Raw genomic sequence first — 25,927 nt, 5'->3', positions numbered from 1 at the left:
ACAAGGAAGGCCCATGCGCATACTGCTGGTGGAAGACGATCCCAGCCTGGCGTCGGGCATTCGCCTGGCGCTGAAACCCGAGCACTACACCGTCGACATCCTCGGCGACGGTATCGAGGCCCTCAACGCCCTGCGCGACGAGGAGCCCTTCGATGCCGTCATCCTCGACCTGGGCCTGCCCCGGCTCGACGGCATCGACCTGCTCACGCGGCTGCGCCGCGGCGGCCATCGCGTGCCGGTGCTGGTGCTGACCGCCCGCGACGGCATCGAGCAGCGCATCCAGGGCCTGGATGCCGGGGCCGACGACTACCTGACCAAACCCTTCGAGGTCGACGAGCTCAAGGCACGGCTGCGCGCCCTGCTGCGCCGTAGCCAGGGCCTGGTCAGCAGCGAGCTGCGCCACCGCGGCGTGGTGCTCGACCCGGAGAACCGCCGCGTCACCTACCAGGGCCAGCCGGTCACGCTGTCGCGCCGCGAGTTCACCCTGCTGCAGGAATTCCTCAGCCACCCGGGCCACGCCTTCACCCGCGACACCCTGGCCCGCCTGCTCTACGGCTGGGACGAGGACGTGGAGAGCAACGCCATCGAGGTCCACGTTCACCACCTGCGCAAGAAGCTGGCCCCGGAGTTGATCCGCACCCTGCGCGGCATCGGCTACATCATGGACAAGGCCCCGGCGGACGAGGCACCCGGAAACAGGATCCCATGAGCTCCATCCGCCGCCGCACCCTGGGCATCGCGCTGCTGGTGGTCGCGCTGTGCATGCTGGCGATCGGCGTGACCAGCTATCGCGACGCCGCCCGCGAAGTGGCGGCGCTGTTCGACGCCCGCCTGGCCCAGCAGGCCCGGCTGCTGGAAGGCCTGGTGCGCACGCCGCTGCCCGAGGCCCGGCGCGAGGCGCTGCTGGCGAGCCTCGACGACGCCCTGCGCCGCAACACGCCGGGCACCGACGGCGGCCACCGCTACGAGGGCGAGGTGGCCTTCCAGGTCTGGCGCGACGAGCGGCTGCTGCTGCGCTCCGCCGGCGCGCCGACCGCGCCGTTCACCGAGCGTCGTGCCGGCTACGGCGACGCGACCCTGGACGGACGCGAGTGGCGCGTCTTCGTCCTCGGCGGCGACGACCTGCGGGTGCTGGTCGGCGAGCGCGGCGACGTGCGCGGCGAGCTGGTCCGGGGCATCGCCCTGCGCACCCTGGTACCGGACCTCGTGGGCCTGCCGGCACTGGCGGTACTGCTGTGGTGGGCGATCGGCTGGGGGCTGCGGCCGCTGTCACGGCTGGCCGCCCAGATCGAAGCCCGCGACCCCCAGCGCCTGAACCCGCTGCCCGACGACCCACTGCCCCGCGAGCTGGCCACCATCGTCGGCGCCCTCAACGGCCTGCTGGCGCGGATCCGCACCCTGCGGGCCCGCGAGAAGCGCTTCATCGCCGATGCCGCCCACGAGCTGCGCACCCCGCTGACGGTGCTCGACCTGCACGCCCAGAACGCCCTGGCCACCGAGGATCCGGCGGATCGGCGCGAGGCGCTGACCCTGTTGCGCGACGGCCTGGCCCGCGCCACCCGGCTGGTCGGCCAGCTGCTGACCCTGGCACGCCTGGACCCGGAGCAGGAAGGCGCCCCGGATCAGCGCATCGACCTGCTGCACGAGGTGCGCGAGTCGCTGGCCGAGCTGATGCCGCTGGCCACCGACCACGACCAGAGCCTGCACTTGGAGGCCGACGAGGCGGCCGACTGGGCGCTGACCACCGAGCCCGGCGCCGTCACCACCCTGATCAAGAACCTGGTCGGCAACGCCATCCGTCACTCCCCCGCCGGCAGCCGCATCGACGTGGCACTGACGGCGGAAGAGCGAGTGCTGGTGCTGCGGGTGGACGACAGCGGTCCCGGCATCCCCGAGGACGGCCGCCAGCAGGCGCTGGCGCGCTTCCACCGCGGCGGTGCGGGAGCCGGGGCCGGCCTCGGACTGTCCATCGTCGACCGTCTGGTACAGCGCCACGGCGGCCGCCTGACGCTGGGCGACGCCCCCGGCGGCGGGCTGCGCGTGAGCGTGCGGCTGCCCCGCGCCTGACACGGCATCGTCATGTCGCTCCCTTAGCGTTGGTGTAAGCCGACTTTAAGCCAACGCCGTTACGGTGGTGGGCTGAATAGCCCAACGACAACCGGAAAGGAGACATCGACATGCACGCCATGCCCCCGACCTCTCTCGACGCCGCCCTGCGCCGCCCCCTGTGGCTGGCCCTGGGCGGCGTGCTGCTGCTCGTCGTCGAATGGCTGATCAGCCCCTGGGGCGTGGGTAGCCTGCCGCTGGCGTTGGTCGCCCTGGCCGCCGGCGCCGCCTTGCTGCTTCGCCCCCTGAACGCGGCGATGCGCCTCGAACCCGAGGAGGAAGGCAACGGCATGAGCGCCGATCTCCAGAGCGTCTCCCAGGCCAGCCTGCTGACCCTGGCCGTGCTCCAGCTGGCCGCCTGAGGCGACGCCCGCCGGCTTTACATGCATCGGACGAAGGGCGATAGTGAGGCCCGACGACAGGGGCGCCGGGGCGATGATCCGCCGCGGCTGAGAGGCACCCTCACTACCTGACCCGGATAATGCCGGCGGAGGGAGTCGTGCCGGCTCCCTCGGTGGCCGCGCCTCCCGTCGCCAGGAGGCCCGATGCATTCCCTCGATCCCGCGCCGCATCTGGCGCGCGTGCGCCGCACCACCCCGCTGGTTCACAACATCACCAACCACGTGGCGATGAACTTCATGGCCAACGCGCTGCTGGCGCTGGGCGCCTCGCCCGCCATGGTCCACGCCCGCGAGGAGGCCGCCGAGTTCGCCGGCCTGGCCACCGCCCTGACGCTGAACATCGGCACCCTCTCGCCCCACTGGCTCGACGCCATGGACGACGCCGCCCGCGCCGCCAATGACGCCGACACGCCCTGGGTGCTCGACCCGGTGGCGGTGGGCGCCACCCGCTTTCGTCGCCAGGCCGGCGCCCGGCTGCTGGCGCTGGGGCCGACCGCGATCCGCGGCAACGCCTCGGAGATCCTGGCGCTGGCCCGACAGGGCGGCGGCGGGCGCGGCGTGGACAGCACCGACAGCGCCGACAGCGCCGAGCGCGCCGCCGTGGCGCTGGCCCGCGAGCATGCCACCGTGGTGGCGGTCACCGGCGAGGTCGACCTGGTCACCGACGGCCGACGCCTGACGCGGGTCTGCGGCGGCCATGCGCTGATGCCTCGCGTCACCACCATGGGCTGCGCCCTGACCGGCGTGGTCGGCGCCTTCCTGGCCGGCGCCGAGGATCCGTTCGAGGCCACGGTGGCGGCGCTGACCGCCTACGCCGCGGCCGGGGAGATCGCCGCCGAGACCGCCGCCGGCCCCGGCAGCTTCGCCGTGGCCTTCCTCGACGCCCTCTATGCCCTCGATCCCGACACCCTCGCTACGCCGCTGGCCGACCGTATCCACCTGGAGCTCACCGATGCGCCTTGATCTGTCCCTCTACCTGGTCACCGACCCCGAGCTGTGCGCCGCCCTCGGCGTGGAGCAGACCGTACGGGCCGCGGTGCGCGGCGGCGTCAGCGTCGTCCAGCTGCGCGACAAGCACGCCGCCGACGCCGAGATGATCCCGCTGGCCCGGCGCCTGAAGGCTGCCCTGGCCGGCAGCGGCGTGCCGTTGATCATCAACGACCGCCTCGAGGTCGCGCTGGCCAGTCGGGCCGACGGCCTGCACATCGGCCAGGACGACGGCGAGGTCGCCGATGCCCGTGCCGCGCTGGGCCCGGACGCCATCCTCGGCCTCTCGGTGCAGACCCACGAACAGCTGGCACGGCTGGACGCCGGGCGCCTCGACTACCTGGGCCTCGGCCCGGTGTTCGCCACGGCCACCAAGCAGGACCATGCCGCGCCGCTGGGCGTCGACGGCCTGGCGGCGCTGGCCGCCGCCAGCCCGCTGCCCACGGTGGCGATCGGCGGGCTCAAGGTCGAGCACGTCGAGGCGGTGCGCCGCGCCGGTGCCGGCGGCCTGGCGGTGGTCTCGGCGATCTGCGGCACCCCGGACCCGGAGGCCGCCGCCCGCGCCTTCCCGCCGGGTCGCCGACGCGACCTGCGTCACAGGGAAGGCCGCCGGTTCAGCGCGACGCGCCGCTCCTGATAGGCGATGGCCAGGCCGCTGGCGATGATCAGGCTGCCGCCGGCGAACACCCAGGGGTCGGGCATCTCGCCCCAGAAGCCCCAGCCCAGCAGGGTCGCCCACAGCAGTGCCGTGTAGTCGAAGGGCGCGGCAATGGCCGCCGGGGCGTAGCGGAAGGCCTGGGTCAGGCCCACCATGGCGCCGACGCCGAGCACGCCAGCGCCCAGGAAGCCCAGCCAGTGCAGCGGCGCCGGGGCCTGCCAGACCCAGGGCAGGGTCAGGGAGGCGGCCAGGCAGGGCACCAGGGTGGTGTAGAAGACCATGGCCCAGAGGTGCTCCCCTTCGCCGTAGCGGCGCGCGGTGATCATGGTCAGGGCATAGAACAGCGCCGCGGCGACCACCACCAGCATGGCGGGCTGGAAACCGGCCGCCCCGGGCCGCACCACCACCAGCACCCCGACGAAGCCGAGCAGCGTGGCCAGCCAGGTCGGACGGTCGACCCGCTCGCCGAGCAAGGGCACCGACAGCAGCGTCACGAACAGCGGCGCGGCGAAGGCGATCGCCGTGGCGGTGGCCAGCGGCAGCAGCACCAGCCCCCACATGAAGGTGATCATGGTGGCGGTGAAGATCAGGCCGCGCAGCAGGTGCACACCCGGACGCCGCGTGCCGAGGGTGCGCAGGCCGCCATTGAAGCGCGCGATCAGCACGATCAGCGGCAGCGACACCAGGGTGCGGAAGAAGATGATCTGCAGCGGCGAATGCACCGCGCCCAGCCACTTGGTGAGGGCATCGCCCAGGGCCAGACACAGCACGCCGCCGCACATGAACAGGATGCCTTTCAGAGAGGGAGCCATGCAGCGCCTCCGTGCGCGCGTCGAGGGAGGGGAAACGACACCGCCCCGACGGCCTGACCGTCGGGGCGGTGAGAGGGGCCGGAACCGAGGGTCAGAGCGAGGCCTGGACCACCATGCAGTCCATGCCCTGGGACTGGAGACGCTGGCAGGCGCTGCGGGCCTGGCGCTCGCCCAGATCGACCAACCGCGCCCGGTAGACGCCGGCTTGCGCCACCCAGGGCACGTCGACCCGGGCGTCATCCAGCTCCGCGGCCAGTCGGGCCGCGGCGCGGTCGGCCAGGCGACGAGCGTGATCGGCGTCGCTGAAGGCGCCGACCTGCACGCCCCAGCCGCCGGTCCGCTCGTCGCGGTCGATCAGCGCGGTCAGCGGATCCGCCTCCGCCGCACCGCCGACGGCCGCGTCGGCGCTCGGCGCCGAGGCCACGATCGCCTCGTCCGGCGAGGGGGCGGCGACCTCCTGTACCACCGGCCCCGGCGCGGCGGCGCGGCTCGGCTCGCTGGCCGCCGGCGTCGAGGCCGGCTCGGGCGCCCGGGCGGATACCGTCGCGGCCGGTGCCGGCGCGGCGCTGTCGCGGCTCGCCAGCATCTGACCGGCCGGCGGCAGCGTGCGGCCCGGCAGCGGCATCAGGCGCTCGTCGGCGATCTCGGTGCGGGCCAGCCAGCCGTGGCCGTCGGCCAGGGCGGCGCGGGCGAAGCCGCGGTTCAGCAGGTCGGCCATGTGCTCGTCGCGGGAGGCGGCGGTGAAGCCGCCCATCACCACCGAGAGCATGCGCCGGCCGCCGTGCACCGCCGAAGTGGCGACGTTGAAGCCGGAGGCGCGGATGAAGCCGGTCTTGAGGCCGTCGGCGCCCGGGTAGTTGGCCAGCAGGCGATTGTGGCCGCGGTAGGTGTTGCCGCGCCAGGTGAAGTCCTGCAGCGAGAAATAGTGGTAGTACTGCGGGAAATCGAGCATCAGCCGACGGGCCAGCACCGCCATGTCGCGGGCGGTGGTGACCTGGGCGTCGTCCGGCAGGCCGGAGGCGTTGCGGAAGGTGGTGTGGCGCATGCCGAGCTCGCGGGCGCGCTCGGTCATCATCCGCGCGAAGTGGCGCTCGCTGCCGCCCAGCGCCTCGGCGACGACCACCGCCACGTCGTTGGCCGAGCGCACCACCAGCGACTCGATGGCGGTCTCCACCGGGATGCTGTCGCCCGGCTTGAGATAGAGCTTGGTGGCCGGCATGGCCGCCGCCGCCCGCGACACCGGCAGCGGCTGCCCCAGGCTCATGCTGCGCCCTTCGATGGCCTCGAACAGCATGTAGAGGGTCATCATCTTGGTCAACGAGGCCGGATAGCGCGGCGCATCGGCGTTCTCGGCGTAGAGGATCTCGTGGGAGTCGGCGTCGATGACGATGCCCGCATAGCGGGGATTCTCGGCCTGGGCGAGCGGTGCCAGCAGCACGCTGGCCATGACGAGGGCGGCGAGCAGACTCACTCGCCAGCCGGAAATCGGAGTCGGCAGCATCGGTGTTCCCCTGAAGAATGACGCGCTTTATGAGTGCATTATGACCCAGGGGCCTGCCCTGTACAGGGCGAAACGCGGCCCGAGGCGCCATTTCCACTTTTCATTGTCGGACATCCAGCCTCGTTCTTGAGCGCGTCGATGTCCACCTCGTCGATCTGCGCCGGCGCCAGGAAGCGCTCGGCGTAGTCGCGCCACACCCCGCTGTCGAGCAGCAGGACGAAGATGTCGGGATCCAGATGGCCGTCGCGGGCCATGCCGGCCAGGATCGACAGCGAGCGCGACAGCGTCAGACCCGGCTTGTAGGGCCGGTCGGCGGCGGTCAGCGCCTCGAAGACGTCGGCCACCGCCATGATGCGCTCCTCCAGACTGGCCTCGGCCAGCACCAGCCGGCGCGGATAGCCCCGGCCGTCCATGCGCTCGTGATGGTTGCCGGCGATGGTCGGCACCCGCCGCAGGTGTGCCGGCCAGGGCAGCGACTCGAGCATCATGATGGTCTGGACGATGTGCTCCTGGATGCGGAAGCGCTCGACGTCGTTGAGCGTGCCGCGGGCCACCCGCAGGTTGTAGAGCTCGCCCTGGTCGCCGGCCACCTCGGGCGGCTGCATGGCGAAGCCCCAGCGGTTGCGCGGGTCGCCCTCGGCCACCGGCGGGGGCGCGACGGCCCAGTCGAGGCGGTCCCGGGGGCGATCGGCCAGCAGCCGCTCCTCGGCGGGCGGCGGGGCTTCGGGCTCGCGCGCCAGTCGTGCGGACTCATCCTCGGACACGCCGAGGCGGTCGTCGAAGTGGCGCCACCAGCGCCAGTCGGCGATCGCCTCGAGCCGCGCCAGGCGAGTCTCGTCGACCGCCTCGCCGCCGCGGTTGAGCTCGGCCACCAGCCGGAAGGCCTCCTGCAGCTCGTCCTGCCGGCGCCGTCGCGCCTCGGCCAGCGCGGGTTCGTCGCCGCCCTCGGCGAGCCCGCGCCAGTAGGCGACGTCGGCGTCGCGCCACAGCACCTCGAAGCGGGTGCGGATCTCGTGGATGCGGTTGTAGCGGGCCTCCAGCTTGGTGGCCTTCTCCATGACCTCGTCGGGCGTGGTCAGCTTGCCGCAGTCGTGCAGCCAGGCCGCCAGGTGGAAGGCGGTGCGACGGTCGTCATCCAGCGTCTCGTCGGCGAAGGGGCCGCTGGTCGAGCGGTGGGCGCCCTCCAGCAGCATCTCGGCCAGCTGCGGCACCCTCGAACAGTGGCCGCCGGTATGCGCCGACTTGGCGTCGGTGGCTCCGGCGATCAGCTCGACGATGGCGTCCAGCAGGCGCTTCTCGCCCTCCAGCAGGCGGCGGGTCTCGATGGCCACCGCCGCCGCCCCGGAGAGCTCCTCGACGAAGCGCCGCCAGGAACGATCGCCGCCCGATCCCGACGCGCGCAGCGCCAGTATCAGCAGCCCCATGCGATGGCCACTGCGATTGCACAGCGGCTGCACCAGATAGCCGCTGGCCGCGGCCCGGCGCTCCAGCGCCGCCATGCCGGTCTCGTCGGGGGCCTTCAGGGTCAGGCACGCCGGCAGCGGATCGTCGGGATCGCCCTGGCCCTGCTCGGCCTCACAGGCGAAGCGGGTGGGATCGCTCTCGTCCTCGAGGTAGATGGCGCCGTGGCGGCTGTCGGTGATGTTCAGCAGGTCCTCGAGGACGGTGGCGAGCAGCGTGTCCAGCCGCGGCTCGCGGCTCAGCGTGCGGGTCATGCGCTGGAAGCCCGCGATGCCCTCGGCCATGCCCGTCAGGGCGCCGCTCAGCTGCTGCACCTCGCGCACCGGCGAGCGCACCCCGCGGCAGGCGGAGAAGTCGAAATCGCCCAGCGCCCGGACCTGCTCGGCCAGGGCGTTCAGCGGGCGGCTGAGCCGATGGCCGACCCACACGCCTAGCGGCAGCAGCGCCAGGGCCAGCAGCACGGCCACCAGCGAGCGCTGCCACAGCAGCTCACGGGTGCCGGCGAGCAGCCCGCGCTCCGGCACCACCATCAGCAGCGTGGCCGGCTCCACGCCGGGAATGCGGAACGGCAGCCGCATGCCGAACCAGTCCTCGCCGTCGACCCGGAAGCGGGCCGAGGCGCCGAAGGCGTCGTCGTCGGAGGCCGCCTCGCCCGGGGCCGCGGCCCCCAGCGAGGCACCCTCGCCCCGGGTCAGGCGGCCGAGCCGCCGCAGCACCGGGTCGTCCAGTTCATCCAGCGTCGCCAGCCGCGGCGAGCCGCCATGCTCGGCGAGCAGCGCCTCCACGTCGGGATGCGCCAGCAGCCGGCCGTCGCGGGACACCACCGCCAGCCGGGTGCCGGGCGTGATGCCCAGCGCGTCCATCTCGCTGCCGAGATCGGCCAGCGAGGCGTCCAGCCCCACCACCGCGCGCCCGTGGCGGCTGCGCCGGGCCAGGGTGATGCCGATCTCGCGGGTGGTGAAGAAGGCATAGGGCTCGGTGAGCCAGGCGCCGCTGGCCGCCATCGCCCGCCGATACCAGGGGCGCTCCCGGGGATCGAAGGCGTCGCCCGGCTGGAGCCGCCGGCCCAGCAGGTTCAGGTCGCGGTCGTAGAGCCGCCACTCGGCCTGGGCGTTGCCACTGGCATCGCGGTCGACCGCCTGCACCAGATAGGCCGCCTGGTCGGCGTCGGGCACCTCGGGCAGCCGCTCTTGCGGCACCCGCCCGGCCGGACGCAGCAGCAGGAAGTCGCCGTCCTCATAGCCCACGTAGACGGCGCTGGCCGCCGAGTGCGCCTCCAGCGAGGCGGCCAGCAGCGGCAGGTGCCGCAGGCGATCGACGAGCCGCTGGCGCGACGCCAGGTCGTCCTGGGCCAGCAGCGTCACCACCACCCGGGCCGGATCGATCAGCCGCCGCGCCCGCTCCTCGGTGGTCACGGCCAGCTGGCGGCCGGTGTCTTCCACGGCGCGGACCATCAGCTTGTCGGCACCGCGGACGCCATGCCACAGCAGCACCCCGGCCACGATCAGCATCAGGCCGACGATGGACACGGCGGTCAGCGCGCGAAGGGAGAGGGAACGGCGCATGGGTGGCCTCGGCAGCGACGATTCAGGCGCCGACGAGGTGCCGGCGCTGCCTTTCAAGATACGCCAAGTCCGCCGAGGATGACGGCGCCTTGCGGGAACGCCTTTCAACGTGCGGCTCGGACGCGCCGCTCAGCCGCCCCAGAGACGCGCGGCGCCGAGCCAGGCCAGGCGCAGCGAGAGCAGCGTCAGCACCAGCCGGAACAGGTCGTCGAAGCGGCGATCGGAAAGCCGCTTCAGCAGGTTCAGGCCCAGCCAGGTGCCGACGAAACCCGCCGCAACCATGGCCAGGATCAGTCCCAGCCAGTCATGGAACACGAAGCCGGCGGCGCCGAACACGAAGGCCTTGGTGAGATGCTGGGCCACCATGCAGGCGGAGAAGGTCGCCACCTTGGCCAGGCGGCCTTCCTGGCGCTGCTTGATGAAGGCCGCCACCACCGGGCCGCTGGCCCCCACCAGGCTCGAGAGCAGGGTGGTGGCCGCGCCGACGATCAGGGTGCCGAGCCGGCCCAGGGCGCGCCCGGGCAGCCCCGGGCCCCACAGGGTGAAGAGCACGAAGGCGGCGATGCACAGCTCCAGCATCCCGGCGGGCAGGCGAATCAGCAGCCAGGCGGCCGCCAGGGCACCGAGCGCCACCCCGGGCAGGAAGGCCAGCAGGGTGGCGCGGTCGAGATGGCGCCAGGTCATGCCCGCGCGGCCGACGTTGGACCCCAGCTGCACCATGCCGTGCACCGGAATCAGCGCGGCCGCCGGCATCACCTGGGCCAGGGCCATGATCATCAGCACCCCGCCGCCGGCACCGAAGGCCGCGGTGAAGGCCGAGGTCAGCACCGACAGCAGGATCAGCGTGAGGTCGAGGCCGCCGGACAGCGGCGACAGCGACAGCGTATCGAGAACAGACAGCAGCGGCATGCGGAGTCCCGGTCCATGGGCGACACCCCATCATAGCCGAGCGCCGCCCTCGCAAGACAAGGCGGCGCCCGGCTTATTCATCGTCGACCGCTAGCCGGCCAGCGCCTCGCGTACCGCGGCCAGCGAGGCGCGTTCCCGCTCGGCGTAGAGGCTGAGCTCGTCGGTCACCGCCGCCCCCAGGTCGGCCTCGAAGGCCGCGCGGTTGGCGTGGCCGGCGTAGGCCTCGCCGCCGCCGTCGCCCAGGTTCGACTGGAAGATGCCCGCCGCGCTGACCGGCAGGAAGTCCTCGTAGGTGATCGGCCGGGCGACCACCAGGCCGCGAGCGATCAGCGCCTCGGGATCCGAGGCGTCGACCGGGCCAGAGGCGCGCCCGGCGTCGGTGAGCCGATATTCGAAGAACGCCAGGCCGCGGCGGCGCAGCTCGGCCTCGTCGTCCGGGAAGTCGGCGAAGGCCTCGGCCAGGGCTTGCTGGTGCGCCTCGTGGGCGAGCCCGGCGGTGCCTTCCTTGGAGGCGGCGAGCAGGCGGTCGTAGAGCGCCCGGCCCTCGGCGGTCAGCGCCACGCCGCGCTGCTCGATCTCGCCGAAGCGCGCGGTGTGGGTGCCCTGGCGATCGCCGGCGAAGCGGATCGGCTCCTCCAGCGCCTTGAAGCTGGTCTGGCGCAGCAGGATCGGGCAGTCGCGGCGCGGCGGGCCCTCGATCACCGCCTTGGGGTTCATGCCGGCCGCCGGCATGCGCCGCTGGACCTCGTCGATGTCCAGGGTGCGCGGCGTCAGATGGTTGATGTGCGGCCCACGGAAGCAGACCACGTCGGCGATCAGGCGATGCTCGGCGTTCAGCGCCTCGTAGGTGTCGAGGTCCACGGTGGCGTCGCGGTGCCAGCGGAAGGTCTCCAGCGCCGCGGTGACGAAGCGATCGGCCTGCTCGTCGGTGAGCCCGCCCTGGTCCTCGGCCAGGGCGATCAGCTCCCGGGCCTCGCGGGTGAAGATGTCGCGCTCGGCCAGGATCGCCGCGGCCCGCTCGCGCAGCGCCTCGCTCTCGATCAGCTCCAGGCGCAGCAGCGAGGTGAAGAGGCGGAAGGGGTTGCGCGCCAGCGCCGCGTCGTCGACCGGGCGGAAGGCGGTGGAGTGCACCGGCACGCCGGCCTCGGCGAGGTCGTAGTAGCCCACCGGATACATGCCCATCACCGCGAACAGCCGGCGCAGCATGGAAAGTTCCTCGGCACTGCCGACGCGGATGGCGCCGTGGCGCTCGACGCCGAGACGGTTCAGCTCATCGAAGGCCTCGAGCCGCTCGGCCAGGGCGGCATCGCGCGCCAGGGTCTCGCGGTTCACCTCGTCGACCAGCGTGAGCAGGGTCTCGTACTGCGGCACCTCGGCCTGGTACATGGCCGACATGGCCCGGGAGAAGCGGTCGCGGATCTCGTCGGCGGAGACGACGTCCGTGGCGGTGGCGGTCATGAGGCATCCTCGGGTGGCGAAAGGGTCGCCTTCCATCTAAGCAGAGCGGGGCGTTTCGCCCTACCGGAATGGCGACGTCCTCTTTCATCTCTTCACTGACACCGACGGCCGCCATCGGCCTGGACGTCACTGCATCAGGCTGCCCGCGGCATCGTCGTCCAGCGCGATCCCCTCCACGCCGACCTCTGCCTCCAGCGCCAGCAGGTAGTGGCGCAGTGCGCGGCGGGTGGCGCGCTCGCGCAGGCTGTGCCGGACCCGCTCGGCGACCTCGTCGTAGGGCAGCGCCCGGCCCTCCTGCCGCTCGTCGATGCACACCAGGTGCCAGCCGTAGCGGGAGGCCAGCGGCCGGCCGTGGAGCCCGACCGGCAGATGCCGCAGGGCGCGGTCCAGCTCGGGCACCGTCTGGCCGGGCACCAGCCAACCCAGCTCGCCGCCCTGCTCCTTCGAGGGGCAATCCGAATGCCGCTGGGCCAGCTCGGTGAAGCGCTGCGGCGCCTCTCGTAGCTGCTCGAGGAGCGCCTGTCCGCGTCGATAGCCGCCGTCCCGGCGCTCGGCGTCGTCCGGCGCCGCCGCCAGCAGCACGTGGCGCACCCGCAGCCGGGTCGGCTCGCTGAAGCGCTCGGGGTGGGCACCGTGGAAGCGCCGGCAGTCCTCCTCGCCGGGCTCGGGGACGTCCAGTTCGCGCTCCAGCAACGCGGCGATGGCGGCCTCGATGTCCGCGTCCTCCTCCACCGCCAGCCCCAGCTGCCCCGCGCGCTGGCGCAGCAGCTCGCGCACCACCAGGGCGCGGGCCGCCCGGCCCCGGGCGTCGCCGGCGCTGTCCGCCGGGTGGTACTGCATCTCGCGGGCGATCGCGGCATGGTCGATGGATGCCTCGCCGACCCGGATCGGGGGCGGCGTCGCGCCGCCCGGTACGGTCTCGATATCGATCTTCTGCATGATGTCGCCTCTCCCTGGAGGGTCGCTCAGGCCCGACGGCGCACGATCTGGTAGCGCCGCATCAGATAGCCCAGCGGCGCGCTCCAGACGTGCACCAGGCGGGTGAAGGGGAAGACCAGCACGATGGTCAGCCCCACCAGGATGTGCAGCTGGTAGATCAGGCCGATGCCGACGAGATGCTCGGCGGCGCCGCCCTGGAAGAACACGATGGCCTGGGCCCAGCTGGCGAGCCGGAGCATCACGCCGCCGTCCAGGTGGCCCAGCGCCGGGATGATGGTCGCGAGGCCCAGCGACACCTGCAGTACCAGCAGCAGGATGATGACGGTGTCCATCGGGCCCGACGAGGCCTTGACCCGGGCGTTGGTCAGGCGGCGCCAGGCCAGCATGGCACCGCCGATCAGGCACATCACGCCGGCGATGCCGCCCACCACGATGGCCACCAGCTGCTTGGTGCCGGCGCTCATGAAGGGGGCATAGACCCAGTGCGGCGTCAGCAGGCCCACCAGATGGCCGAAGAAGATCACCAGGATGCCGACGTGGAAGAGGTTGCTGGCCAGGCGCATGTTCCTTGAGCTGAGCATCTGGCTGGAGCCGGTCTTCCAGGTGTACTGGCCGTGGTCGAAGCGCAGCAGGCTGCCGATCAGGAAGACGCTGCCGGCGAGATAGGGATAGAGCCCGAACAGCAGGGTGTGGACATAGCTCATGACGATTCTCCTTGTTGCCTCGGGGCGCCGGGCTCGAGGATCCGGACCGCCTCGTCGTGCGTCGCCTTCTTGCGTTCGGCCAGCCGCCGACCCTCGGCGGACTGCAGGGCGCAGTCCTGGTCGGAGCCGGCGGAGAAGCGCACCGCCTCCTCTTCCCAGACGGCGTCCAGGGCCTCGGGGGTATCGTCCCGCGCCTCCTGACTCACCGGCTCGCGATGCGCGTTCACGTCGTCCTCGGCGCCGATCAGCGCCAGCAGGGCCAGTATCGCCAGGGCGTGATCGGCCTCACGCTCCTCGAGGCGTGCGGTGAGCCTGGCCAGGATGTGGCGGACCTCGCCTAGCCAGCGGCCGATCTCGGCCTCGGGCCGGGTGGAGAGATACTCCAGGAACAGCGGCAGGTGATCGGGCAGCTCCCGGGCGTCGAGCTCGAAGCCGGCGGCGCGATACTCGGCCAGCAGGTCGACCATGGCCTGGCCGCGGTCGCGGGACTCGCCGTGGACGTGCTCGAAGAGCAGCAGCGAGGTGGCCCGGCCACGGTCGAACAGCGCCACGTATTCGGCCTGCAGGTCCAGCAGATCGGCCGCGGCCAGGCGTCGGCACCAGTCCATCAGGGCGGTGCGCAGATTGCCCGGCAGCCGCCGCTCGGCGTCGAGGATCGCGTTCATCTCCCCGACGGCGGCCTGGAGCTCACGATCGGGGTAATCCAGCAGCCGGGCCAGCACCCGCAGGCTCAGCATGTCATCCGCCGGTTCGGGCTGGACGCGGGCGGCATCAGTCATGACGGGCCTCCTCGGCGCTGCCGCCATGCGGGTCGAAGACCTCGACGGGCTGGACCAGGGTGGTGGTCTGCTTGCGACCGCCGAACAGGCTGGCTTCGCTGTCGCCGCCGTGGCAGCCGTCGCCGAAGCTGAAGCCGCAGCCGCCTCGCTCGGGGAAGGCGTCGACGGCCATCTCCCGATGGGCGGTGGGGATCACGAAACGATCCTCGTAGTTGGCGATGGCGAGGTAGCGATACATCTCCTCGACCTGGGCCTCGCTGAGTTCGACCTCTTCGAGCACCGCGGCGTCGGCCGCGCCGTCCACGTGCTTGCCGCGCATGTAGAGGCGCATCGCCATCAGCCGCTTGAGGGCCAGCACCACGGGCGCCTCCTCGCCGGCGGTGAGCAGGTTGGCCAGGTACTTCACCGGGATGCGCAGCGACTCGATCTTCGGCAGCACGCCGTCGTATTCCACCTGACCCGCCTCGGCGGCGGACTGGATCGGCGACAGCGGCGGCACGTACCAGACCATGGGCAGGGTGCGATACTCCGGGTGCAGCGGCAGCGCCAGGCCCCATTCCATGGCCAGCTTGTAGACCGGGCTCTGCTGGGCCGCGGTGATCACGCTATCGGCGACGCCGTCGCGGCGGGCCTGGGCGATCACCTCAGGGTCATTCGGGTCGAGGAAGATCTCGCGCTGGCGATGGTAGAGGTCGCGCTCATCCGCGGCACCGGCCACCTCCTCGATGCGGTCGGCGTCGTAGAGCAGCACGCCCAGGTAGCGGATGCGGCCCACGCAGGTTTCGGAGCAGATCGTCGGCTGGCCGGCCTCGATGCGCGGGTAGCAGAAGATGCACTTCTCGGACTTTCCGCTCTTCCAGTTGTAATAGATCTTCTTGTAGGGGCAGCCGGAGATGCACATCCGCCAGCCGCGGCACTTGTCCTGGTCGATCAGCACGATGCCGTCTTCCTCGCGCTTGTAGATCGCCCCACTGGGGCAGGACGCCACGCAGGTGGGGTTCAGGCAGTGCTCGCACAGCCGCGGCAGGTACATCATGAAGGTGTTCTCGAACTGGCCGTAGATATCGGCCTGCACCTGCTCGAAGTTGGCGTCGCGGCGTCGCTTGGCGAACTCGGTGCCGAGCAGTTCCTCCCAGTTCGGCCCCCACTCGACCTTGTTCATGCGCTGCCCGGAGATCAGCGAGCGCGGCCGGGCGGTGGGCTGGTGATCGCCCGGCAGGGCGGTGTGCAGGTGCTGGTAGTCGAAGGTGAACGGCTCGTAGTAGTCGTCGATCTCCGGCAGGTCGGGGTTGGCGAAGATGTTCGCCAGCACCCGCCACTTGCCGCCGATGCGCGGCTCGATGCGGCCGTCCTGGCGACGCAGCCAGCCGCCGTTCCACTTGTGCTGGTTCTCCCACTCCTTGGGATAGCCGATGCCGGGCTTGGTCTCGACGTTGTTGAACCAGGCGTACTCGACGCCCTCGCGGCTGGTCCAGACGTTCTTGCAGGTCACCGAGCAGGTGTGGCAGCCGATGCACTTGTCGAGGTTCAGGACCATCCCGACCTGGGAACGAATCTTCATTTCACGGCCTCCTGCTCATAGTCGTTGCCTTCGCCGTCCAGCCAGTCGATGCGCTTCATCTTGCGCACGATGACGAACTCGTCGCGGTTGGAGCCGACGGTGCCGTAGTAGTTGAAGCCGTAGGAGAGCTGGGCATAGCCGCCGATCATGTGGGTCGGCTTGGGGCACACGCGGGTGACCGAGTTGTGGATGCCGCCACGGGTGCCGGTGATCTCGGAGCCCGGCATGTTCAGGATGCGCTCCTGGGCGTGGTACATCATCGCCATGCCGTTCTTGACCCGCTGGCTGACCACCGCCCGGGCGGCGATGGCGCCGTTGGCGTTGTAGAGCTCGATCCAATCGTTGTCCTCGACGCCGATGGACGCCGCGTCGTCCTCGGACAGCCAGACGATGGGCCCGCCCCGGGACAGGGTCTGCATCAGCAGGTTGTCGGAGTAGGTGGAGTGGATGCCCCACTTCTGGTGCGGCGTGATCCAGTTGAGCGCGATCTCCGGGTTGCCGTTGCCCTTGTCATCGGCCAGGCCGACCGCGGCCTTGGTGTCGATGGGCGGCCGATAGACCAGCAGGCTCTCGCCGAAGGCGCGCATCCAGGCATGATCCTGATAGAACTGCTGGCGGCCGCTGACGGTGCGCCAGGGGATCAGCTCGTGGACGTTGGTGTAGCCGGCGTTGTAGGAGACGTGCTCGTCCTCGAGGCCGGACCAGGTCGGGCTGGAGATGATCTTGCGCGGCTGGGCCACCACGTCGCGGAAGCGGATCTTCTCCTCTTCCTTGGGCACGGCCAGATGCTTGTGGTCGCGGCCGGTGATCGCCGACAGCGCGCCCCAGGCCTTGACCGCCACCTGGCCGTTGGTCTCGGGCGCCAGGGTGAGGATCACCTCGGCGGCGTCGATGGCCGACTCGATGCGCGGTCGCCCCTTGGCCGGCCCTTCGGACTTCACCTGATTGAGCCTGCCGAGCAGCTCCACCTCCTTCTCGGTCTTCCAGCCGATGCCCTTGCCGCCGTTGCCCAGGCGGTCGAGCAGCGGCCCCACCGAGGTGAAGCGCTCGTAGGTGGCCGGGTAGTCGCGCTTGACCTCGACCAGCGCCGGCAGGGTCTTGCCGGGGACCGGCTCGCACTCGCCCTTCTTCCAGTCGCGGACCTCGGGCTGGGCCAGCTCGGCGGGGGAGTCATGCTGCAGCGGCAGGGTGACCAGGTCGGTCTCCTCGCCCAGGTGGCCCACGCAGACCTTGGAGAACGCCTTGGCGATGCCCTTGTAGATCTCCCAGTCGCTGCGCGACTCCCAGGCCGGGTCGGTGGCCGCGGTCAGCGGGTGGATGAAGGGGTGCATGTCGGAGGTGTTGAGGTCGTCCTTCTCGTACCAGGTCGCCGTGGGCAGCACGATGTCCGAGTACAGGCAGGTGGTGGACATGCGGAAGTCCAGCGTCACCAGCAGGTCGAGCTTGCCCTCAGGCGCCTGCTCGCGCCACACGACCTCCTCGGGCGTCTGGCCGCCGGCCTCGCCCAGGTCCTTGCCCTGGATGCCGTGGCGGGTGCCCAGCAGGTACTTGAGCATGTACTCGTGGCCCTTGCCCGAGCTGCCGAGCAGGTTGGAGCGCCAGATGAACAGGTTGCGCGGGAAGTTCTTCGGGTCGTCGGGATCCTCGGCGGCGAAGCGCAGCTCGCCGGCCTTGAGCCGGTCGACCACGTAGTCCGCGGTGGCCTGGCCCGCCTCGGCGGCCTGGCCGGCCAGCGACAGGGGATTGGTGGCCAGCTGCGGCGCGGAGGGCAGCCAGCCCATGCGCTCGGCGCGCACGTTGAAGTCGACCAGGCTGCCGGAGTAGTCCTCGGCCTTGGCCAGCGGCGAGAGGATCTCCTTGACCTCGAGTTTCTCGTAGCGCCACTGGCTGGAGTGGTTGTAGAAGAAGGAGGTGGAATTCATCTGCCGCGGCGGCCGCTGCCAGTCCAGGCCGAAGGCCAGCGGCAGCCAGCCGGTCTGCGGGCGCAGCTTCTCCTGGCCCACGTAGTGCGCCCAGCCGCCGCCGCTCTGGCCGATGCAGCCGCACATGACCAGCATGTTGATCAGGCCACGGTAGTTCATGTCCATGTGGTACCAGTGGTTCATCCCGGCACCGACGATGATCATGGAACGCCCGCCGGTCCTGTCGGCGTTGTCGGCGAACTCCCGGGCAATGCGCAGGCACTGCTCGGCGGACACGCCGGTGATCTTCTCCTGCCAGGCCGGGGTATAAGGCTTGACCTGGTCGAAGGCGGTGGCGCCGTCGTCCTTGCCCTCTTTGCTTCTAAACCCGCGGTCGATGCCGTAGTTGGCGCACATCAGGTCGAACACGGTGACCGCCAGCACCTCGCGGCCGTCTGCCCGGGTCATCCGCTTGGCCGGCAGGCAGTGGAACAGCAGCTCGTCGCTGGCGCCGCCGCTCTTCACGTGATCGAAGTGCTGATGCTCGATCCCGCCGAAGTAGGGAAAGGCCACCCGAGCCACCTCGTCATGGGCCTCGGCCAGGCTGAGCCTCGGCCGGATCTCGGTGCCGTCGGCGTCGAGAGACTCGAGGTTCCACTTGCCCTTGCTCTCGTCCTCGTCGTCGCCGCTCGCTTCGCCCCAGCGGAAGCCGATGGAGCCGCGCGGCACGACGAGGCGATCGCCGAGCTCGTCCCAGACCAGGGTCTTCCACTCGGGATTGTTGTCCTGACCCAGGCCATCGGCGAAGTCGCTGGCGCGCAGCTGCCGGCCGGGCACGTGGCTGCCGTCCTCGCGAACCTCGAGCTCCACCAGGCAGGGCATGTCGGTGTAGCGGCGCACGTAGTCGGTGAAATAGGCGCTGGGGTTGTCGAGATGGAATTCCTTGAGGATGACGTGGCCCATGGCCAGGGCCAGGGCCGCGTCGGTGCCCTGCTTGGCGGACAGCCACTCGTCGGTGAGCTTGGCGACCTCGGCATAGTCCGGGGTGACCGCGACGGTCTTGGTGCCCTTGTAGCGCACCTCGGTGAAGAAGTGGGCGTCCGGGGTGCGGGTCTGGGGCACGTTGGACCCCCAGGCGATGATGTAGCCCGAGTTGTACCAGTCGGCGGACTCCGGCACGTCGGTCTGCTCGCCCCAGGTCATCGGCGAGGCCGGCGGCAGGTCGCAGTACCAGTCGTAAAAGCTCATGCACACGCCGCCGATCAGCGACAGATAGCGGCTGCCGGCGGCGTAGGAGACCATCGACATGGCCGGAATCGGCGAGAAGCCGATGATGCGGTCCGGCCCGTACTGCTTGGCGGTGTAGACGTTGGAAGCGGCGATCAGGCCGTTGAGTTCGTCCCAGTCGGCGCGCACGAAGCCGCCCATGCCGCGGGCGCGCTTGTACTGCCTGGCCTGGGCCGGGTCCTCGACGATGGAGGCCCAGGCGTTCACCGGGTCACCATGCTCGGCAAGGGCCTCCCGCCACAGCGCCAGCAACGGCTTGCGGATCAGCGGATGTTTCAGGCGGTTGGCGCTGTACAGGTACCAGGAGTAGCTGGCCCCGCGCGGACAGCCGCGGGGCTCGTGGTTGGGCAGGTCCGGGCGGGTACGCGGATAGTCGGTCTGCTGGGTCTCCCAGGTGACCAGGCCGTTCTTGACGTAGATCTTCCAGCTGCACGACCCCGTGCAGTTGACCCCGTGGGTACTGCGCACCACCTTGTCGTGCTGCCAGCGCGCGCGATAGCCGTCCTCCCAGTCGCGGGTCTCGTCGCGGGTCTCGCCGTGTCTCCCGGCGAAGTCGTCGGGGCGGCGGGTCAGGTACTTCAGGCGGTCCAGAAAGTGACTCATGGATGCTCTCTCCTCAGCGGCTCGGCGAGGCGGTTGGCGTCTGCGCCGCGTGCTCGGGCGCCTGCAGGCGGATCTCGGCGTGGCGGCGGGTGTAGTAGAACCAGGTCAGGGCCACGCAGATCGCGTAGAAGGCAATGAAGCCGTACAGCGCCATTTCGGCCCCCCCGGTCAGCGCGATGGAGCTGCCGAAGGTCTTGGGAATGAAGAAGGCCCCGTAGGCGGCGATCGCCGAGGTGAAGCCGATGGTCGCCGCGGCTTCCTTCTCGCTCTGCTGACGCTGAGCCGCCTCGTCGAGGGTCGGCATCAGTCGCGCCACCTCCTGGCGGAAGATCTCGGGAATCATCTGGAAGGTGCTGGCATTGCCCACGCCGGTGAAGAAGAACAGCAGCAGGAACATCGCGAAGAAGCCCCAGAACGCGCCCGGCTGGTCCTTGATCCCGAGGAAGAACAGCACCCCGGCCACGCAGGCGATCATCGCCGCGAACACCCACAGGGTGACCCTGGCCCCGCCGAAGCGGTCCGAGACCCAGCCGGTGCCGGCCCGGGACAGGGCGCCCACCAGCGGCCCCAGGAAGGCGAACTGCAGCACGTCGACCTCCGGGAACTGGTTCGACGCCAGCAGCGGGAAACCCGCGGAGTAGCCGATGAAGCTGCCGAAGGTGCCGGTGTAGAGCACGCACATCAGCCAGTTGTGCTTGCGCTTGAAGATCACCGCCTGATCCTTGAAAGAGGAGCGGGCACTGGCGATGTCGTTCATGCCGAACCAGGCCGCCACGGCGCCGAGCAGGATGAACGGCACCCAGACGAAGCCGGCGTTCTGCAGCCACAGGCGCTCACCGTCGCCCAGCGTCTGCGGCTCGCCGCCCAGCGCGCCGAACACCCCGGCGGTGATCGCCAGCGGGATCAGGAACTGCATGACGCTGACGCCCAGGTTGCCCAGCCCGGCATTGAGCGCCAGGGCGTTGCCCTTCTCGCGCTTGGGATAGAAGAACGAGATGTTGGCCATGCTCGAGGCGAAGTTGCCGCCGCCGAAGCCGCACAGCAGCGCCAGGATCAGCATCACCAGATAGGGGGTGTCGGGATTCTGCACCGCGAAGCCGATCCACAGCGCCGGCAACGCCAGCGAGGCGGTCGACAGCGCCGTGAAGCGCCGGCCGCCGACGATCGGCACCATGAAGCTGTAGAAGATGCGCAGCGTGGCGCCGGACAGTCCCGGCAGCGCGGCCAGCCAGAACAGCTGGTTGGAGGTGTAGTCGAAACCCACCTGGGGCAGCTTGGCCACCACCACCGACCACACCATCCACACCGAGAAGGCCAGCAGCAGATTGGGAATCGAGATCCACAGGTTGCGGGTGGCGATGCGCTTGCCCTTCTCGGACCAGAAATCCGGATCCTCCGGGCGCCAGTCCTGCAGCACGAAACGGCTGGGCGTGGCGAGCTCCGGCAGGTCGGTGACCTCCCGGCCGGCCCGCCACTCCTGACGGCTGGCACGCAGGATGGCGTAATGCATCCACACCAGCGCCGCGGCGGACACCGCGAACAGCAGCATGAAGCAACTCTGCCAGATGCCCGCCACATCGTTGAGCATGCCGAAGGTCAACGGCAGGAAGAAGCCGCCCAGGCCGCCGATCATGCCCACCACCCCGCCGACCGCGCCGACGTGCTGCGGATAGTAGCTGGGGATGTGCTTGAACACCGCCGCCTTGCCCAGCGACATGAAGAAGCCCAGCACCATGATCAGCACGACGAAGCCGACCAGGTTCATGGCGAACGAGAATTCCAGGATGTCGTGAACGCCCTGCACGCGGTAGCGGGTCGGCGGGTAGCTGAGCAGGAAGGTGCAGGCCACCGAGGCGATCAGGGTCCAGTACATCACCCGCCGCGCGCCGTAGCGGTCGGACAGCCAGCCGCCAAGGACGCGGAAAAGCGACGCCGGAATGGTGTACAGCGCGGCGACGATGCCGGCGGCGGTGATGCTCAGGCCGTAGACCTCGACCAGGTAGTGGGGCAGCCACAGCGCCAGGGCGACGAAGCCGCCGAACACGAAGAAGTAGTACAGCGAGAAGCGCCACACGCGAACCTCGACCAGCGGCGCCAGCTGCTGCCTGAGCGGCACGGCCTCGGCGCGGCGACGCTCGCTCTGCGGATCGGTCCGCGCCAGCAGCAGGAAGGCCACGCCCATGATCGCGATCACCGTGGCGTAGACCAGCGCCGCCCCCTGCCAGCCCAGCGCCAGCAGCAGGAAGGGGGCGCCGAAGTTGGTCACCGCGGCGCCGACGTTGCCGGCCCCGAAGATCCCCAGGGCGGTGCCCTGGCGCTCCTGCTCGAACCAGGCCGAGGTGTAGGCCACGCCGACGATGAAGGAGCCCCCGGCCAGGCCGACGCCCAGGGCGCCGAGCAGCAGCATGGGGTAGCTGGTAGCGAAGGTCAGCAGGTAGACACAGGCCGCCGTGGCCAGCATCAGCAGGCTGAACACCCAGCGCCCGCCGAAGCGGTCGGTGAGGATGCCCAGGAACAGGCGGCTGATCGACCCGGTGAGCACCGGGGTCGCCATCAGCAGGCCGAGCTGGGTGTCCGACAGGGCGAACTCCTGCTTGATCTGCAGGCCGAGAATGGAGAACAGCGTCCACACCGCGAAGCACAGCGTGAACGCCAGCGTGGACAGGAACAGGGCGCGATTCTGGGCGCGCCTGGTCGATGGGGCGGGGTTGGCCATGATCTCCCCCTCTGGCTCGGTGAAAGGCTTCCGGGAGCGCCCTTCCACCGGACCGAAGGTGCGAAAGACGCGGTAGGAGGACCTTAGCGCCGGCGGTGAGGCGAGGCCGTTGACCTGGGTCAAGGCGCTTCGGAGCGCCATCCCCGACCCTAGCCGTGTCTACCTCTTTGGAGGTAGCAGGAGTTTTTTCACAACCCACTGATTCAACTAGCATTTGCTTCTGCCGCCCGGTGTTGCACCGGGCGTGGTGACAAAGGCGACTCTTTGGAGGTAGGCGGCGCCCCTGGCGCGATGCCGGATGTCATGCCCCGTTCCCTGTCCTTCCGCGCCGGCCTGGCGATGGCCGGCATCGTGCTGCTGGCGCTGACCAGCATGCTCGGCTCGATCATCATCGCCGAGAACGCCCGTGGCGACGCGGCCGCCATCAACCAGGCCGGCGCCCTGCGCATGCAGGCCTATCGTCTGCTGAGCACCACCCAACGGGCCGATGCCGACAGCGAGGCTCGCCGGGCGCAGATCGCCGAACTCGAGCGCAGCCTCGCCTCGCCGGCGATCACCGGACGCCTGGCGGACGATCCACGGCATCCGCTGAACCGCCAGTACCGCACCGTCATCGCGCAATGGCACGACCGGCTGCGGCCGCGGATGCAAGCGGCGGGCGTTCCGGCCACGCTACCGGTCGGCGACTTCGTCGACCAGGTGGACCGCCTGGTCGACCAGCTCCAGCGCGAGGCCGAGTCGCGAATCCAGCTGATGCGCCTGTTCCAGGGGGTCATCCTGTTCCTGACCCTGGGCCTGGTGTTCCTGGCCATGTACAAGCTGACCACCGATGTCATGCCGCCGCTGCGTGACCTGCTCAGGGTCGTCGATCGCTCACGGCGCGGCGACTTCAGCGGCCGCACCCGCTACGCGGCCGACGACGAACTGGGCCTTCTGTCGCGCACCATCAACCAGATGAACGACAGCCTGTCCCGGATCTACGGTCAGCTCGAGGCGCGCGTCGAGGCCAAGACCGCCGAGCTCGAGCGCAGCAACGAGACGCTCGAGGTGCTCTACCAGGCCGCGCGCCAGCTCAACGGCGCCCCCATCGGCGATGCCAGCTACCGCCGGGTGCTCGAAGACCTCGCCGCCGTCACCGGTCTGGGCCCCGTCACCCTGTGCCTGAGCCAGAGCGATGCCGAGCGCGCCTACCTGCGGCTCTCCACCCGACCCGACGACTGCCCCGACTTCTGTCGCGCGCCGGCCTGCCAGCCCTGTCTCGACGGCAACGGGGACACCCCCTGGGTGTATCGGGTCGCGGTGAACGAGGCGGGGCGGAACTACGGGGTATTGCTGCTCGAATATTCGCCCGAGTCGCCGCCTCGGCGCTGGCAATGCGACCTGGTCGAAACCATCGCCGGTCTGATCGCCACCTCGCTATCGCTCTCCCAGGGCTACGCCGAGCAGCGCCGGCTGGCGCTGATGGACGAACGCGCGGTGATCGCTCGAGAACTGCACGACTCGCTGGCCCAGTCGCTCTCCTACCTGAAGATCCAGGTCTCCCGCCTGCAGGCCCAGGCCCGGGCCGGCGGGGCCCATGCCGACACCGAGGCGATCGTCGATGAACTGCGCGAAGGCCTCAACGCCGCCTACCGTCAGCTCCGCGAGCTGCTCAACACCTTCCGCCTGAAGATGTCTGACGCCGGGCTGGAGGCTGCCCTCGAGGAGACGGTGCGCGAATTCGTCCGTCGCGGTGAGCTGTCCCTTCGCCTCGACTACTGCCTCGATCACTGCCCACTGTCACCCAATGAGGAGGTGCATACCCTGCAGATCGTTCGCGAGGCGCTGTCCAACGTCGTCCATCACGCCCGGGCGAAGCGCTGCGAGGTCAGCCTGAGCACCGACGAGGCGGGCCGCGTGGCGGTCAGCATCCGCGACGACGGCGTCGGTCTGGGGGGCACATCGAACCAGCCGGAACACTACGGGACCATCATCATGCACGAACGCGCCGCCAGCCTGAGCGGTCGCCTCGAGCTGCACGAGCCGGCCGAAGGGGGCACCGAGGTCAGGCTGCACTTCACGCCTCAGCTCCACCGAGAGACGACGGCCACCTCATTGCCGGGAGACACGCCATGAGTACCGCGATCCTGATCGTCGACGACCATCCGCTGTTCCGTCGGGGGGTGCGCCAGCTGCTGGAGATGGATCCCGAACTGGCGATCGCCGGAGAGGCCGCCGACGGGGAAGCCGCCATCGAGGCCGCGGGCCGCCTGTCCCCGACGCTGATCCTGATGGACCTGAACATGGCGCGGCGGGATGGCCTCGACGCCCTGCGCGCGCTGCGCGAGTACGGCGTCGAGGCTCGCATCGTCATGCTCACGGTCTCCGATGCCGAGGAGGACGTGGTCGCTGCCCTGCGCGCCGGCGCCGACGGCTATCTGCTCAAGGACATGGAACCCGAAGACCTGCTGGCGGCGATCAAGGAGGCCGCTGAGGGGCGCATGGCGGTCAGCCCACGCCTCGCCGGCCTGCTGGCGAAAGCACTGAGCGGCCCTCGCCCGGAACCGGGCGAGAACCTGCTGGACTCGTTGACCGCCCGTGAAGGCGAGATCCTGGCCGCCCTGGCGGAAGGCCTGAGCAACAAGCTGATCGCCCGTCGACTGGCGATCAGCGAGGGCACGGTCAAGGTCCACGTCAAGCACCTGCTCAAGAAGCTGGGGCTGCGCTCACGGGTCGAGGCGGCGGTGTGGGCCGTGCAGATGGGGGTCGAGAAGTAGCCCGGAGCGTCCTGCGGGGCACCTCAGTCGTCGTCATCGATGATGTCGCCGATCCAGGTCAGGGCCGCGACGCTGGCCGGCAGCCCCAGGGTCGGAACGCCCAGCAGCGCGACCTGCTCCAGCGCCGCCGACGACTCGCCCTCGGCCAGGGCACGACGGACATGGGAATGCACGGCGCCCTCGGAGCCGGCGCCCACCGCCAGGGCCAGCTTGACCAGACGGCGAGTGCGGGCATCCAGCGGCCCGCTCTCGGCACAGGCCTTGCCCAGCGCCGCATAGGCGCGCCATACCTCCGGGTGACGTTCGGCGACCCGGCCGGCACCGGCGGGAAGTTCCTGTCTCGGCATGTGGGACTCCTTCTGACGACGAATGACGCCCACAGTATAGGAAGCCACGTCTCAGGCCAGCCAGGACCAGGGACTATGGCGGATGGCCGCCCCGACCACGAAGGCGAAGGCCAGCAGAGCGGCGCCGGCCGCCAGCCCGCGGATCACCGGCGTGCGCCCGCGCTTGATGGCCACGCTCCCGAGCCCGATGTAGACCAGCAGCCCCAACAGCTTGGCCGCGAGCCACGGCTGCTGGTGTGGCCATAGCGAGAGCCCCACCATCATCCAGACACCCAACCCCAGCAGGGCGCTGTCGACCAGGTGCGGCAGCCCGCGAACCCAGCGACGCGCCGGCCTGGGCGACCCACGCACCGACCACCAGGCCCGGAGCATGAACAAGGCCAGGCTGAACCCGGCGATGCTCATGTGAAGATGCTTGATCAGCAGATAGTGTTCCATGGAAGGGGCCTCGACGACTGGCCGGACTCGGTCGCTTG

General features: G+C 70.5%; 20 protein-coding genes and 1 riboswitch. Of the genes, 7 read left to right on the top strand and 13 right to left on the bottom strand.

From position 1 onward, the window contains the following. The first annotated feature begins 13 nt into the window (after positions 1 to 13). The 5 genes from QWG60_RS00790 to thiE all read left to right on the top strand — a co-directional run bounded on the left by QWG60_RS00790 (position 14) and on the right by thiE (position 4,131). Positions 14 to 709, top strand: a complete 696-nt coding sequence (locus tag QWG60_RS00790; protein WP_035599536.1) for a response regulator transcription factor — start codon at positions 14 to 16, stop codon at positions 707 to 709. Continuing rightward, entirely contained in the window at positions 706 to 2,067 is a 1,362-nt protein-coding gene (locus tag QWG60_RS00785) for an ATP-binding protein (RefSeq protein ID WP_046077894.1), read from the top strand. Before QWG60_RS00790 ends, QWG60_RS00785 begins: the two co-directional genes overlap by 4 nt. Positions 2,068 to 2,177: 110 nt before the next feature. Next, complete coding sequence (locus QWG60_RS00780) at positions 2,178 to 2,468, top strand: hypothetical protein (RefSeq protein ID WP_046077895.1); 291 nt, start codon at positions 2,178 to 2,180, stop codon at positions 2,466 to 2,468. Between the two features lie 48 nt (positions 2,469 to 2,516). After that, positions 2,517 to 2,619, top strand: a riboswitch (TPP riboswitch). 32 nt (positions 2,620 to 2,651) lie between these two features. Beyond that, a complete protein-coding gene (gene thiM / locus QWG60_RS00775; RefSeq protein WP_046077896.1) occupies positions 2,652 to 3,470 on the top strand; it encodes a hydroxyethylthiazole kinase in 819 nt (272 codons plus the stop codon). Then, complete coding sequence (gene thiE / locus QWG60_RS00770; RefSeq protein ID WP_246124678.1) at positions 3,460 to 4,131, top strand: thiamine phosphate synthase; 672 nt, start codon at positions 3,460 to 3,462, stop codon at positions 4,129 to 4,131. The genes thiM and thiE overlap by 11 nt, the downstream gene beginning before the upstream one ends. Here thiE and QWG60_RS00765 read toward each other — a convergent pair. The 11 genes from QWG60_RS00765 to QWG60_RS00715 all read right to left on the bottom strand — a co-directional run bounded on the left by QWG60_RS00765 (position 4,089) and on the right by QWG60_RS00715 (position 22,348). Next, positions 4,089 to 4,964 (bottom strand): DMT family transporter, encoded by an 876-nt coding sequence (locus QWG60_RS00765; RefSeq protein WP_046077898.1) that lies wholly within the window; start codon positions 4,962 to 4,964, stop codon positions 4,089 to 4,091. The genes thiE and QWG60_RS00765 overlap by 43 nt on opposite strands. 91 nt (positions 4,965 to 5,055) lie before the next feature. Further along, on the bottom strand, positions 5,056 to 6,465 hold the full coding sequence (locus QWG60_RS00760) for a serine hydrolase (RefSeq protein ID WP_046077899.1): 1,410 nt from the start codon (positions 6,463 to 6,465) through the stop codon (positions 5,056 to 5,058). Between the two features lie 38 nt (positions 6,466 to 6,503). Next, positions 6,504 to 9,491 carry an HD domain-containing phosphohydrolase gene (locus QWG60_RS00755; RefSeq protein WP_146909096.1) on the bottom strand — a complete coding sequence of 996 codons (2,988 nt, stop codon included), beginning with the start codon at positions 9,489 to 9,491 and terminating at the stop codon, positions 6,504 to 6,506. A 129-nt stretch (positions 9,492 to 9,620) separates the two neighbouring features. Beyond that, a complete protein-coding gene (locus tag QWG60_RS00750) occupies positions 9,621 to 10,400 on the bottom strand; it encodes a sulfite exporter TauE/SafE family protein (protein WP_146909094.1) in 780 nt (259 codons plus the stop codon). A 90-nt stretch (positions 10,401 to 10,490) separates the two neighbouring features. Then, positions 10,491 to 11,858: a 2-oxoadipate dioxygenase/decarboxylase HglS gene (hglS, locus tag QWG60_RS00745; RefSeq protein ID WP_146909092.1), complete on the bottom strand. Its 1,368-nt coding sequence runs from the start codon at positions 11,856 to 11,858 to the stop codon at positions 10,491 to 10,493. Between the two features lie 126 nt (positions 11,859 to 11,984). Continuing rightward, positions 11,985 to 12,797 (bottom strand): peptidylprolyl isomerase, encoded by an 813-nt coding sequence (locus tag QWG60_RS00740; RefSeq protein ID WP_146909090.1) that lies wholly within the window; start codon positions 12,795 to 12,797, stop codon positions 11,985 to 11,987. A 26-nt stretch (positions 12,798 to 12,823) separates the two neighbouring features. Further along, on the bottom strand, positions 12,824 to 13,501 hold the full coding sequence (narI, locus tag QWG60_RS00735) for a respiratory nitrate reductase subunit gamma (protein WP_146909088.1): 678 nt from the start codon (positions 13,499 to 13,501) through the stop codon (positions 12,824 to 12,826). Further along, positions 13,498 to 14,280: a nitrate reductase molybdenum cofactor assembly chaperone gene (gene narJ / locus QWG60_RS00730; RefSeq protein ID WP_146909086.1), complete on the bottom strand. Its 783-nt coding sequence runs from the start codon at positions 14,278 to 14,280 to the stop codon at positions 13,498 to 13,500. The genes narI and narJ overlap by 4 nt, the downstream gene beginning before the upstream one ends. Beyond that, the gene (narH, locus tag QWG60_RS00725) at positions 14,273 to 15,841 is read right to left on the bottom strand and encodes a nitrate reductase subunit beta (protein WP_146909084.1); all 1,569 of its coding nucleotides are present in this window, start codon (positions 15,839 to 15,841) and stop codon (positions 14,273 to 14,275) included. Before narH ends, narJ begins: the two co-directional genes overlap by 8 nt. After that, positions 15,838 to 19,632 carry a nitrate reductase subunit alpha gene (locus QWG60_RS00720; protein ID WP_146909081.1) on the bottom strand — a complete coding sequence of 1,265 codons (3,795 nt, stop codon included), beginning with the start codon at positions 19,630 to 19,632 and terminating at the stop codon, positions 15,838 to 15,840. Before QWG60_RS00720 ends, narH begins: the two co-directional genes overlap by 4 nt. Positions 19,633 to 19,645: 13 nt before the next feature. Next, entirely contained in the window at positions 19,646 to 22,348 is a 2,703-nt protein-coding gene (locus tag QWG60_RS00715; protein WP_146909079.1) for a nitrate/nitrite transporter, read from the bottom strand. Between the two features lie 303 nt (positions 22,349 to 22,651). Here QWG60_RS00715 and QWG60_RS00710 point away from each other — a divergent pair, with 303 nt between their 5' ends. Both QWG60_RS00710 and narL read left to right on the top strand, forming a co-directional pair. Beyond that, positions 22,652 to 24,463, top strand: a complete 1,812-nt coding sequence (locus QWG60_RS00710; protein ID WP_186810079.1) for a histidine kinase — start codon at positions 22,652 to 22,654, stop codon at positions 24,461 to 24,463. After that, entirely contained in the window at positions 24,460 to 25,104 is a 645-nt protein-coding gene (narL, locus tag QWG60_RS00705) for a two-component system response regulator NarL (protein ID WP_046077908.1), read from the top strand. The genes QWG60_RS00710 and narL overlap by 4 nt, the downstream gene beginning before the upstream one ends. A gap of 23 nt (positions 25,105 to 25,127) precedes the next feature. Here the strand turns inward: narL and QWG60_RS00700 are convergent, their stop codons facing one another. Together QWG60_RS00700 and QWG60_RS00695 are read right to left on the bottom strand one after the other, a co-directional pair. Further along, a complete protein-coding gene (locus QWG60_RS00700) occupies positions 25,128 to 25,451 on the bottom strand; it encodes a carboxymuconolactone decarboxylase family protein (protein ID WP_046077909.1) in 324 nt (107 codons plus the stop codon). Positions 25,452 to 25,502: 51 nt separating this feature from the next. Next, positions 25,503 to 25,889, bottom strand: a complete 387-nt coding sequence (locus tag QWG60_RS00695) for a SirB2 family protein (protein ID WP_046077910.1) — start codon at positions 25,887 to 25,889, stop codon at positions 25,503 to 25,505. Positions 25,890 to 25,927 lie beyond the last annotated feature (38 nt).

The organism is Halomonas halophila (assembly GCF_030406665.1).
Taxonomy (GTDB): Bacteria; Pseudomonadota; Gammaproteobacteria; order Pseudomonadales; family Halomonadaceae; genus Halomonas; species Halomonas halophila.
Note: the sequence above shows the minus strand (reverse complement) of the source record. Positions and strands in the feature narration are given on the sequence as shown.